This window comes from Pseudoalteromonas sp. APC 3355 (assembly GCF_030407615.1).
In the GTDB taxonomy this organism is placed as follows: Bacteria; Pseudomonadota; Gammaproteobacteria; order Enterobacterales; family Alteromonadaceae; genus Pseudoalteromonas; species Pseudoalteromonas distincta.
The window spans coordinates 31014-43524 of the sequence record NZ_JASDDB010000009.1 but is presented as its reverse complement, the minus strand read 5'-3'; the positions used below and the strand labels follow the sequence as shown (position 1 = coordinate 43524).

The following is a 12511-nucleotide window of genomic DNA, read 5'->3' as shown; positions in this document are numbered from 1 at the left end:
ATAAATGTTTAAAATTGCGTTCTTACGTGAGTAAGAGCGGCGCTTACCGGTGAGGTTTTACACCTCACTTTTAAAGGTCTTATAAACAAAAAACCCGATGGTACTGTGTACCATCGGGGTTTTTTAATTGTTTTAATAAACTTAAACTTAAACTTAAACTTAAACTTAAACTTAAACTTAAACTTAAACTTTAAATTCGTCTACCGACAAGCGAAGCTCTTCAGCAAGTTTTGCTACTTCTGAACTTGAAATATTAGTTTGGTTTGCGCCTTCGGCTGTTTGCTCTGCGATGGCTACAATCGACTCAAGGCGTTCGCTAATTTCTTGTGCTACTTGCTGTTGCTCAAGTGCTGCAGTCGAAATTTCTTCACTTACGTCGTGAGCTTGCGAAACTGCAAATGTAATCGAATCAAGTGCGCTACTTGCTAGGTCGGTTTGTTCAACACACGATACCGCACGTTGCTTACCTTTGCTCATAGCCGTTACCGCAGCCTCTGCGCCTGTTTGTAGCGACTCAATCATTGATTGTATCTCTTGGGTCGACTCTTGAGTTTTACTCGCTAGAGAGCGTACTTCGTCAGCTACAACAGCAAAGCCTCGGCCGTATTCACCAGCTCGCGCAGCTTCAATTGCGGCATTTAGTGCAAGTAGGTTCGTTTGATCCGCTATTCCGCGTATTACATCTAAAATGCTGCCTATTGATGCGCTATCTTGATGCAGTTTATTAATGACTTGTGAGGCGTCGTCTACTTCACGTGCTAGCTGTTCAATCGTGGCTTTATTGTTATTCGAAATACCTTTAACGCGTTCAGCTTCTTTATCAGCATTTTTAATTTCGCTAAGCGCTTGTTGAGCGCTGTTACTAACTGTTTGCGATGTACTGCTCATTTCGGTTGTTGCAGTAGCTGCTTGTTCAACTTGTGCTTGCTGGTTACGAATTGCTTGGCTTGATTCTGAGGTAATGGCCGATGTTTGCTCTGATGCTGCTGCAAGCTGAGTAGAGCGCGAAATAATACCTTTAATTAGGCTACGTAGGCTGTCAATTAGTGTATTACAACTTTTAGATAGTTCGCCAAACTCGTCTTGAGCGCTGTCGTCTAAACGTTGTGTCATGTCGCCACTGGCAACAATATCTAAAATGCGATTCACTTCGGCAAGTGGTTTAGTAATGCGGCTAACAGTAATAATGGCAATCACAATTGCTAAAATGGTGGCTATAACCATACCAACCCAGGTCCATAAATTAGCTGAGTCTACATCGCTGCGCACACCTTGTTGTAATTTAAACGCAACGTCACTCGCTTGATTAACTAGCTCGTCAATTTGGTTAAGTGCCATTTTGGTGGCTTGCTCTGACTGTGCAAGCTCTGATTGCGTAAGCGTAATCGAATCAATTAAACGTTTTTTGTTTGCCGCTAAGCTGTTACTGCCCTTGATGTTATTTTCTAAAATATCAACATACTCTTTTAGGCTTGAATATAAGTCGCTATGCGTTTGCTCTATTGCTGGCTTAATTAAGTCAACGGTACGGATTACTTCTTCAAGGTAATACGTTTGTTCGTTTTTAACAATATCGAGAGTGTTAAGCGTTTTAACAGTCAGCATGTCGGTGCTGTTACTAACTACCGACATAAAGTTGTTTTCTAAATTATTTGCAGCTTGATAAGCGCGAGGGTGGTTTTGTTCAAACCCATCAATGTCGGTAATGTCGAGTACAACAGAGTTAGCATCTTCTGCACTTAGTTCTATATTTTCTAATTGTGCTTTTAATGTTTTATTTAATGCTAGTTGCTTGCCTTTGTCTTCTAATAAATTTTCAACGGTGCTTAAAAAGCTTAAATAAGTTTTTTCTACATTTTGGCTGCTTTGATTAAGTGCAGCATCGTTTTTTACTACATCTTGAAGCTCTCGGTGCAGCGTGTTGAACAATTGTTTTTGTTCAAGGACCTGTGCTTTTATTGGCGCAAGTTCACTGGCTGATGTCGTGTAAAAACTCGCTTGTGCGGCTTTACTCATTAAAATAAATTCGGCTTGTAGCTCAGAGCTTTTATTTAATGCTGGGAGTGATAGTTGGTTCACTTTTTGAGTGGAACGGTCAATATTTGCAATTTTTATTAAGGAATTACCACCAATTATTAATAATAATAGTGTGATAAATATAAAACCACCCCAAATACGCTGGCTTACTGTCAGGTTCATAAGATTTCCACTCAAAAAGTACTTCAATTAAGACTTATCGGCGTTTGTACCAATAAGTTAAGTAATTAAAATCAATTACTTTAATTAATTTTAACTATTAATTGATAAATCTAACAGATGTATTGTTTTTTTTCAGTTTATTTAGACGAAAGGTGGGATTTTTCTACAATTACTTTTTTAGTACTCAGCTCCATTAGGGTCATGGTGTTACCCCATACGCAGCCTGTATCTAGGGCGTGAACCCGTGAATTACCTGTTCTACCTTCAAGTGCGGCCCAGTGGCCAAAAATAATATCGTGTTTAGATTTAGCTATATTGGGGTGGTTAAACCAAGGAGTGAGGGTTTCGCTGTCGGTTATTGCGCCCTTTGCATTAAGCTCGAGTTTGTTATCACTTGTTAAAAAACGCATGCGGGTAAAGTAATTAACTATGTATCTAAACTTTGCAAAGTCATCAAGGGTGTTAGACCACTTTGCGGGGTGAGCCTGATACATGTGTTCAAAAAACGCTTTTGCGTTACTTGATTGATAACAGCTTTGTGCAAATTGAGCTTGTTTTAGCGCATCTTCAACAGGCCAATCGGGATTTAACCCCGCGTGAGATATAAAACAGTTATGTTTTATAAGCTCTAAAGCCAATGGCTGGGTTTGTAAAAAAGCGATGTAGTTAGCCAATTTAGGGCTTTCAAATATTGGGTTTAATTTATCTTTTGGATTAGTGGGTTTGTTAAGAAAGTAGCAGGCAACCATGTGAAGGTCGTGATTGCCTAAAGTGATGGTCATGCTATTTTGATGTTGGTAAATATAGTCTAAGCAGGCTAGGGAGTCTGGCCCGCGAGCAACTATGTCGCCAACTAAATATAGGTGATCTTTACTTGGGTTAAAATCAACCCGTTGTAAAAGGGTGTTAAATTCACTAAAACACCCTTGTAAATCACCTATCGCATAATCTGCCATCTAAGTGCTTAATGCAAAATGTTAGGGCAAGCCAAACGAAACACATTAATAGGCGCCTGAAACTCAGAGCCAAACTCGTTGCGTAATGTGTAATGGCCTTGCATAGTGCCTACAGGTGTATCTAAAATTGCACCGCTGGTGTATTTATAGCTTTCGCCTGGGCCAATATCTGGCATTTCGCCAACAACGCCTTCGCCTTCAACTTCTACTTGTTTGCCATTTGCATCGGTAATTAACCAATAGCGGCTCAGTAATTTTGCACTGCATAAACTATGGTTTTTAATTGTTACCGAGTAAGCAAATACGTATTTTTCAAGCTCAGGTTGAGATTGACCTTCTACGTAAAATGTTTCTACAGATACCTTTACAGGCGATCCAATGTTACTGCTTGTTGTCATAAATCCAGTTAGCTATATCAATAAATTGTTGTAAAGATAAGCGCTCAGCACGCAGCGTTATATCAATGCCAATGCTAGTTAGTTCTTCTGCGGTAAGTAAGTTACCTAAACTATTACGTAGCGTTTTGCGGCGCTGGTTAAATGCTTCTAAACACACGGTGTTTAAAATTTTAACGCTTTTTGCTGTACGTTGCTCTGGCTTTTTAGGTATTAAACGAATAACAGCAGAGTCAACTTTTGGCGCTGGTTTAAAGCACTCAGGTGGTACTTCAACAACCGGCATCGCATTACAGTAGTATTGAGTCATTACGCTTAAGCGGCCAAATGTTTTACTACCTGGGCCTGCTACCATGCGTTTTACTACTTCTTTTTGAAGCATAAAGTGCATGTGCTCAATATGATCTGAAAATTCAAAAAGATGAAACAATAACGGTGTCGAAATATTGTAAGGTAAGTTACCAAACACTTTTAATTTTTTGTCATCGCGAACCAAGCTTGCAAAGTCAAACGTCATTGCATCGCCTTGGTTAACGGTTAATTTAGGACCCAAAAATGGGTGTTCAATTAATCGTTGTGCTAAGTCTTTATCTAATTCAACAACCGTTAAATGGCCGCTTAAGTCGGCTACTGGCTCAGTAATTGCGCCAAGGCCGGGGCCAATTTCTACTAAGTTGTCTTCTGGTTTAGGATCAATCGCAGAGACTATTTTATCGATGATAGATTCATCAAATAAAAAGTTTTGCCCAAAACGCTTACGAGCGCGGTGTCCTAAATGTACTTTATCGGTCATTGATTTTGTGCTTTTTCTTGGGCGAGCTTAATTGCTTCGCGGATCGCTAATTCAAAACTGCCAACGTCAGCTGTACCAGTCCCTGCTAAATCGAGTGCAGTACCGTGGTCAACTGAGGTGCGGATAAATGGTAAGCCAAGGGTAATATTTACCGATTTACCAAATCCTTTGTATTTTAGCACAGGTAATCCCTGATCGTGATACATAGCAAGTACTGCATCTGCTTCAGACAGGTATTTATGTTGAAATAAGGTATCGGCCGGTAGTGGGCCAATTAAATTCATCCCTTCGCTTCTAAGTATTTCAAGCGTTGGGGTGATTGTTTCTATTTCTTCACGGCCTAAATGGCCATCTTCACCTGCATGTGGGTTTAAGCCACACACTAAAATACGTGGTTTTTCTATCCCAAACTTAGTTTGTAGGTCGTGATTTAAAATACCCGCTACTTTAGTTAAGCGCTCAGGAGTAATGGCACGCGATACATACGCAAGTGGAATATGCGTGGTTACAAGTGCAACGCGTAAACCTTCAGTTGCAAGCATCATAACTACATCTGCAGTATTTGATTGCTGCGCAAAATACTCAGTGTGTCCGCTAAATGAAATGCCCGCTTTGTTAATAATGCCTTTGTGAACAGGGCCCGTAACAACCGCATCGAACGTGCCATCCATGTTTTTTTCACTTGCTATACGCAAGGTATCTAACACGTATTGGCCGTTACCATCATTTAGTACGCCAAGCTCTACATCCGCACCTAAATCAACCTGATGAATATACAAACTGCCTGCAGGTGCTGCTATGGCGGGGGCATTATCATCAAATTCAATTAAATTTATTGTTAAGCCTAAATGCTTTGCACGCTCTTTTAATAGTTTGCCATCAGCAATCGCTATTAGTTGAGCGTCCCACGCTTGCTGAGCAAGCGTGAGTAGCAAATCTGGGCCAATACCGGCTGGTTCACCCGGTGTAATAGCAATTCTTAGAGTCATATTTATTGGTCTATAGGGAAAATTTCAACGTGAGCTTGCTCGCGCATTTCTTGCTGCCAGTTAAAACTTTCTTCCTTAAATTTACGGTTAAACAACATACCGTGAGCACGGTTACGTTTAGCTAGTTCAGTTTTATCAGCTACACGTTTGCCAAGTAACTGTACAATATGCCAACCAAACTGTGTTCTAAACGGTTCGCTTATTTCATTTTCTTTAAGAGAAAGTAATGTATCTTTAAACGCAGGTACGTAGGTAGTTGGATCTGTCCAATCGTACTCGCCACCTTTAAGTGCAGAGCCTGGATCTTCTGAGTACTCTTTAGCAAGTTCACCAAAGTCGGCTGTTCCTGCACGTAAGTCTTTTGCAAAGCCTGCAAGCATTGAGCGTGCTTTTTCTTCACTTAAAATAATTGAAGGTTTAATAAGTATATGGCGTGAACGTACTTCAGTTGTTTCTACAACTTGTAGACCACGAACGTCTTGTACTTTAATGATATGAAAACCAGCACCAGAGCGAAGTGGGCCAACAATAGCACCTTTCTTTTGGCCTTTTACTGCTTCAGCAAAAAGCGATGGCATTTCGTTAATGCCCATGTAACCAAGTTGTCCACCTTCAAGTGCTTTAGAGCCGCTTGATGATGAAATAGCAATACGCTTAAACTCTTGGCCATCGTTTAATAGCTCAATAACCTTATCTGCACGTGTTTTTGCATCAGCAATTTCGTCAGCTGTCGCATCGTTAGGGATATCTATTAAAATATGACCAATGTCGTACTCTTCAGCACTTTGACCTTGGGTTTCCATAATTTTTAAAAGGTTATCAACTTCTTGTTCGCTAATATAAATACGACGATCAACGCTTGCACGTGTTACTTGCTGCGTTGTGATTTCTTTACGAATTTCTTCACGGTAAGCTTGAAAGCTTTCGCCCGAACCTTCAATAGTGCGGCGTAAGTCGGCGATTGTTCCGCCTTGCTCTTTTGCCATGTTAGCGAGAGTTTGATCGAGTTGGCTGTCTGAGATTTGTAACCCCATACGCTCAGCCATTTGCATCATAAGCGCTTGATTAACTAAACGCTCTACAGCTTGTACACGAAGTGTTTCATCTTTTGGTAATTGCTGGCCTTGTTCTTGTGCTTGCTTTTTAACACGATCAATTATGGTGTCTACTTCGCTTTTTAAAATTACGCCTTGGTTTACAACGCCAATAACTTTATCTATTTCTACTGGTGCAGCCATTACACTTTGACAAAGGCTGGCACTTAAAACTGCTGATGTTAATAATTTTTTTAAATTCATATTCTTTTTACTACTCTTGCTGATAGTACTCTAGTTACTAAGAAAATACGGTCTACGATAGCCAAAAATACCTTGTTGTAATAATTTTTGTGCATCATAACGGCTTTTACTGCCAAGTCCTTTTAATACAAAATTCAAACTAATACCTGAATCAAAAGTTGCTTGTTCTTGTCCTATTGACTGATTTAAATCAGTTTCAATTTGGCGATGGCCAGTAATTTGGATAGCCCAACAGCATGATTCATACTGTAATCCGCTCAATACTTCGATACTTCTGTTGTTTTCAAGATCTCGATGATAGCTCGCAATAAATTGCCATTCGTCGCTAATAGGAATACTTGTAAATACACCTGCTTGCTCGATTGTATTTCCTGAGACATCATTTGCATAGCGATGGTTCAATTGTACTAGCTGATTATTATCACCTTTATAATCAAGCGTTACATTTGACTGTACCATTTGCTTGCCGTCTGTATCATATTGAATACCTCCAGCGAGGTACCAACGGCGGTGCCAATGTAACATGGTTTGAGCTGCAAATAGTGCATTATAATTAGTGTCTGAGTTTAAGCCTTGCTCTGTTGGCTTAGCATCGTCACTTAAATAAAATATTTGGCCCGCACTAAAGTTAAACACTTCTTCTTGTTTTTTATCAAATAAGCGCGTTGTAGCACCTAAAGTAAACTGATTAGCAGCTGCTATACGGTCAACACCCGAAAAGCGCACGTCTCTAAATAAACCATAATAATCATCTTGCAGTTTGGTTGTATCAAACAAGCCAATATCTGACTGATCTTTATTAGGTGTATATAAATACTGAATTTGTGGCTCTAGTGTTTGTATACCATCTTCAAAAAAGTAAGATGCGTCACGCTCAAAATTAAGCTGAGAATACAAACGTACTTTAGGAATAGTACGCGATACGGTATCGCTATATTGCGTGCCGGTTAAGTTTCCGCTTTGCTTATAATTAGTTTGTAATAAGCTCACTTCAGACAAAAATGACCACGCATGCGTAGCGTAGTTGTAGCGTGCTTTTGGCTCTACGTGTACACGAGTTGCGCTGTCTATGGCCACTTCTGATGAATCATTAGTAAAATGGCTGATTTCGCCCGACACACTAAAGTCAAAATTATCAAAACGCCAAGGCGCTGTTTGCGTAAAATTAACTTGTGGTATTGCAGTGTATGACTCTAAGTGATCGCCGAGTACTTCAAAGTTTTGCACTTTAATATCGGTGCGCCATGTATCACCTAAATGGGTAAGTGAACCAGTACGATACAATTGAGTATCGGTTTTACTTGCGTAGTTTGAAGTTAAGTCGGTGATGTAGTTATCATCGCTCACATTGGTTACATCAACGTTTGCGCGCCAGTTTTCACCTAGGTAGCTTTGCTGTTGCCAATGAAACATGTAGCGTTCATTTAAATCAGGCTCAGAATCATCACTATCTAAGTATTCAATTCCTACTAAGCCTTCGTGTTGCTCTGTTAGGTATCTAAACTCTGTTTGTAATTGCAGCCCTTTGTTAGACATATAACGAGGCGTAATAGTGGCATCAAAATTAGGTGCGATATTTAAATAATATGGCGTAATTGTTTCAAGTCCGTATTTGTCAGAGCTTGAAATAGTCGGGGTAAGTAAGCCCGATTTACGGCGCTCATCCAGCGGGAATGTAAAATAAGGTAAATATAAAACCGGTGTATCTAAAATACGCAATACGGCGTTATATGTTTCGCCCCAGCCTTCTTCGCGTGAAAGGTTTATTTCGTCAGCTTCAATTTCCCATGCTGGGGTGTCACTTGGGCAAGTAGTAAAGCTTGCATTCATGAGTAATAGGCCAGACTGATTAACAGTGAGCTTTTCAGCGCCGCCTTTACCTTGTTGTTCGGTTAGGCTGTAGTCGGCGCCTAACAAACTGACTTCTGAATTATTTAAATCGGCATTTAATCCGGTGCTGTTTACTTTACTTACGTAGTCTTGATAAGTAATTGGCCCCGTTGCATTTAATAAACCACGCTGTTTGTCTATCAACGCAGTTTGTGCGGACAAACTCATCTTAAGGGTGTTAATATCAACATTGCCGGTAAATTCAGCGCTTTGAGTGCCAAGTAGCTCAACATCATCAGCTTGGATATCAACTTCACCAAGGTTAAGGCCTTCAAGTGGTTGCCAAGCTCTGGTTTGCATTGAAATGCCACAAAGGTTGTGTGCCAGTTCAGTTTCGGCAAGCGATGGTGCGCTAACTACGCTTAGCATCAATATGCCCCAGGTTTTGCTCATTTATCGACCTTAATACTTTGTGTTTAATATAATATACACATAATAAAGGAAAATAATGGCAATTACAGTAATTGACCTATAAAAATAGATATCTAATAAAATGACACGCTTTGAGAATTTACAACAATTTATAAACACACACCTTAATGCCAAGTCGCATACTTTAAACGCGATCACGGGTGATGCTAGCTTTCGCCGTTATTATCGTTTAAATCACGATAATAAACATTTAATAGTGATGGACTCAGATCCAAAAAAAGTGAATAACGAACCTTACATTTCGCTAAACCAGGTGTTTGTTGAGCAAGGTTTTTTACTTCCCACTATTATTGCAAGCGATGAGAAACAGGGCTTTTTTATTCTCAGTGATTTAGGCAGTACGCACCTAGCTGACATGCTTGATGATGCAAATCGCACCGAGCATTACCAAGCATTAATTAATTTAAGTGCTCAGTGGGCAAAAACGCCCACAGCTTCTGCTATGCAAGCGTATAACGAAGATTTTATAAAGCTAGAGCTTGATATATTTAGCCAGTGGTTAGTAAGCGACTTTATTAATGAGTCACTCAGTACCGAACAAAAAATAATGTGGCAAACAAGTTCAGAGCTATTAATAAAGGCGATGCTTGAGCAACCTACGGTTACCGTTCATCGTGATTACCATAGCCGTAATATTATGAATAGTGACGGCCAGTGGGCCATTATAGATTATCAAGATGCTGTACGCGGGCCGCTTTGCTACGATTTAGTATCGCTACTGCGCGATTGCTACTTTAAATTGCCAGAGCAAGAATTAACAAGTTTACTTGATTTTGCTTATCAAGAATTTACAGCTCAAAATTTACTGACTAACACTTCATTCGATGAGTTTAAATATTGGTTTGATTTAACCGGATTACAGCGCCACTTAAAAGCTGCGGGTATATTTTGTCGGTTGTATTTACGCGATGGTAAAACAGGTTATTTAGATAATATTTTACCGACGCTTGATTACATTATTGAAGTAGCAGCTAATTACCCAGAGCTTAAAGCATTGAGTGAGTGGACAAAAAATATCATAGTGCCAAAAGTGACTGAAAAGTTGGCAAAGGAGCGCTCATGAAAGCGATGATTTTAGCTGCAGGGCGCGGACAGCGTATGATGCCGCTTACGCAAAATATGCCAAAGCCAATGTTAAAAGTGGCTGAAAAACCACTTATTGAGCACCATATAAATAACCTTAAAGCAGCCGGCATTACCGATATTGTAATAAACCTTGCGTGGCAGGGTGATAAAATAAAAGACTACTTTAAAGATGGCAGTCAATTTGGCGTAAATATACTTTATAGCCAAGAAGTTGAAGGTGGCCTTGAAACAGCCGGCGGTATTATTGAAGCGTTACCGTTGTTGGGTGAATCGTTCATTGTAATAAATGGCGATGTATACACCGACTACGATGTAAGTGCGCTAATGCAGCTTCATTTACAACCCGGTGAGGCGCACATAGTGCTTATAGAAAACCCGCCACACAATCCAGATGGCGACTTTGCATTGAGCCATTTATCGGCCGAGAGTCAAAAATATACCTTTTCGGGGATTGGCCGATATCAGGCTGATTTTTTTAAAGGATTAACGCAAGGTATTCGCCCTTTAGGGCCTATTTTACGTGAAAAGCTAAATGAACATTTAGTCTCTACTGAGCTCTATATAGGGCAGTGGGATGACATTGGTACACCAGAGCGTTTAAACCAATTAAACACGCGCCTTGAGGCGTAACAACTCAATTTTTAAGAAGGCAGTATTATAGATGTGGGGAAAAATTCTCGGTTTTTGTTTTGGCTTTATGTTTGGCAAAATATTTGGTGCTATTTTAGGTTTATACCTAGGTCATTTATTTGATAAAAGCTTAAAAAATAACTTTGATAAAGCAGGCGGTTTTTCTAGCTTATTTAGTGGTGACGATGTTCACGAGCGCCAAGCTTTATTCTTTTCAAGCTGCTTTGCTGTTATGGGGCACATTGCAAAATCGAATGGCCGAGTGAGCGAAATACACATAAAAGCGGCTAACTTGTTCATGGACGAAATGGGCTTAAAGGGCGAAGAACGCCGCGAAGCACAACATGCATTTCAGTCAGGTAAAGAGAGCGACTTTTCACTTAAAGAAACAGTACACGATTTTAAAGAACGCTTTGCTAAACGAAACGATCTAATACAGTTGTTTTTAGAAATACAAATTCAAATGGCGTTTTCTGACGGGGTATTAGCCGAACAAGAAAAGCAATTATTAGCAGAAGTAAGTAAACAGCTAGGCATTTCTAAAACACACTTTGCATTTGTATTAAAACGTTATCAAGCTGAGTTTAACTTTAGAAAGCAACAACAGCGCTTTAATCAACAGCAACAAAGCCAAGGTCAAAGTAGTAGCTATCGTGAGGGTTCTGGCCATCATGTACCGCCAAATAATAATATGAACCGTGCGCAAGCATTGGCTTTATTAGGCTTAAATAGCGATGCAACGCAGCGTGATATAAAAGTAGCGTACCGTAAACTTATGTCGCAACATCATCCAGATAAATTAGTATCGCAAGGTTTACCAAAGCACATGATGGAATTGGCTGTTAAAAAGAGCCAAGATATTCAAGCCGCTTATGAGTATTTAAAAAAGTCGGCGTAAAAAACCGTCTATTTCTTTTGTTAGGCGTGCGTGTTGACCTGGTTGATCGCGCAGGCCAAACAATTGGCGTTGGCGGTAATCAAACTTTGCATTTCGCTCAACCCAGCGCTGACGACTTTTAAGGCTCATTAAAATGTCTGTGCTGTCATTTGCGTAGTAAATATCAAGCAAGGCGGGTGTAACAAGTGACGCTGTTTGGCTCAAACTTTCGTTACGCTTAGTATTAGGTAAGTAACTGCTTAAACTTATAAACGCATCTAGTCTCTCATCTGGAAAATCTGCATAGTACTCCAACAACACACCCGCACTAGTACCTTGTGCAATAACCACTATATTACTCGAATCTTCCATAGCGTTTTGATACAGCGCATTAAACCGAGAAATGAGATTTATTTTATAGTTATCAAGTATGTCGTCAGTTACTTTTTCAATTGCCTTTACGTAATGAGGTTCTTCTTTGATTTTTGCAGGCTGTGATTGTGCGTTTGTTGCTGTGTCGGGTGATGCAGGTTCATCGGCTTTACTAGGCGCAGCTTCGGTTTCGCTGGGCATTGCTTCGCCCAGTTTACTTGCTTGCCAATCAATGTCGGGTACTGTCATTGCGTAGGTGCTGTAGCCTAAATTATTAAGCTCTTTACGCAAGTAGCCCATACCTGAGTTATTGGTAGGTGAAGAATGCCAATCGGGTATAAGTATTACGATACCTCTAAAATTACTACTCATATATTCGCTGTAAAGGCTTAAAAATTCTGTTTCTCCCGCTAATATTGGCTTTATTTCATCACTTGGAAGTAGTCGCTCTATATCGCTATTTTCAATACTTGATAGACTAGGTGGGGCAATATGTTCAGCCGCGCAGGCAGGGTTAGCTAAAAGTAGGGCACAGCTGAGCTGTATATAAAAAGCCCTTTTTAAAAACCGTGTAAATAGCATAACGCACCTAAC

At 40.0% G+C, this 12511-nt stretch carries 11 protein-coding genes; 3 read left to right on the top strand and 8 right to left on the bottom strand.

What is annotated here, in order from left to right; all coding sequences use genetic code 11:
* Positions 1-183: 183 nt before the first annotated feature.
* The 7 genes from QMA08_RS12825 to lptD form a co-directional block, all read right to left on the bottom strand.
* Positions 184-2199: a methyl-accepting chemotaxis protein gene (locus QMA08_RS12825; protein ID WP_290174641.1), complete on the bottom strand. Its 2016-nt coding sequence runs from the start codon at positions 2197-2199 to the stop codon at positions 184-186.
* A gap of 137 nt (positions 2200-2336) precedes the next feature.
* Entirely contained in the window at positions 2337-3155 is an 819-nt protein-coding gene (locus QMA08_RS12820; RefSeq protein ID WP_290174640.1) for a symmetrical bis(5'-nucleosyl)-tetraphosphatase, read from the bottom strand.
* A gap of 8 nt (positions 3156-3163) precedes the next feature.
* A complete protein-coding gene (apaG, locus tag QMA08_RS12815) occupies positions 3164-3553 on the bottom strand; it encodes a Co2+/Mg2+ efflux protein ApaG (RefSeq protein WP_002960839.1) in 390 nt (129 codons plus the stop codon).
* Entirely contained in the window at positions 3537-4343 is an 807-nt protein-coding gene (gene rsmA, locus QMA08_RS12810; protein WP_002960838.1) for a 16S rRNA (adenine(1518)-N(6)/adenine(1519)-N(6))-dimethyltransferase RsmA, read from the bottom strand. Before rsmA ends, apaG begins: the two co-directional genes overlap by 17 nt.
* Positions 4340-5332: a 4-hydroxythreonine-4-phosphate dehydrogenase PdxA gene (pdxA, locus tag QMA08_RS12805; protein WP_024589800.1), complete on the bottom strand. Its 993-nt coding sequence runs from the start codon at positions 5330-5332 to the stop codon at positions 4340-4342. The genes rsmA and pdxA overlap by 4 nt, the downstream gene beginning before the upstream one ends.
* Positions 5333-5334: 2 nt before the next feature.
* A complete protein-coding gene (gene surA / locus QMA08_RS12800) occupies positions 5335-6630 on the bottom strand; it encodes a peptidylprolyl isomerase SurA (protein ID WP_002960833.1) in 1296 nt (431 codons plus the stop codon).
* A 30-nt stretch (positions 6631-6660) separates the two neighbouring features.
* The gene (gene lptD, locus QMA08_RS12795) at positions 6661-8913 is read right to left on the bottom strand and encodes an LPS assembly protein LptD (RefSeq protein ID WP_039485527.1); all 2253 of its coding nucleotides are present in this window, start codon (positions 8911-8913) and stop codon (positions 6661-6663) included.
* Positions 8914-9013: 100 nt separating this feature from the next.
* On the opposite strand from lptD, the gene QMA08_RS12790 reads away from it, so the two are divergent.
* Genes QMA08_RS12790 through djlA form a run of 3 tightly spaced genes read left to right on the top strand, consistent with a single transcriptional unit; the run spans position 9014 to position 11566 of the window.
* Positions 9014-10015, top strand: coding sequence for a phosphotransferase (locus QMA08_RS12790; RefSeq protein WP_272451072.1), 1002 nt, complete (start codon positions 9014-9016; stop codon positions 10013-10015).
* Positions 10012-10668: an N-acetylmuramate alpha-1-phosphate uridylyltransferase MurU gene (murU, locus tag QMA08_RS12785; RefSeq protein WP_272451073.1), complete on the top strand. Its 657-nt coding sequence runs from the start codon at positions 10012-10014 to the stop codon at positions 10666-10668. The genes QMA08_RS12790 and murU overlap by 4 nt, the downstream gene beginning before the upstream one ends.
* Before the next feature lie 31 nt (positions 10669-10699).
* Entirely contained in the window at positions 10700-11566 is an 867-nt protein-coding gene (gene djlA / locus QMA08_RS12780) for a co-chaperone DjlA (protein WP_002960826.1), read from the top strand.
* Here the strand turns inward: djlA and QMA08_RS12775 are convergent.
* Positions 11549-12499 carry a DUF3530 family protein gene (locus QMA08_RS12775; RefSeq protein WP_290174639.1) on the bottom strand — a complete coding sequence of 317 codons (951 nt, stop codon included), beginning with the start codon at positions 12497-12499 and terminating at the stop codon, positions 11549-11551. The two genes, djlA and QMA08_RS12775, sit on opposite strands and share 18 nt — an antisense overlap.
* Positions 12500-12511 lie beyond the last annotated feature (12 nt).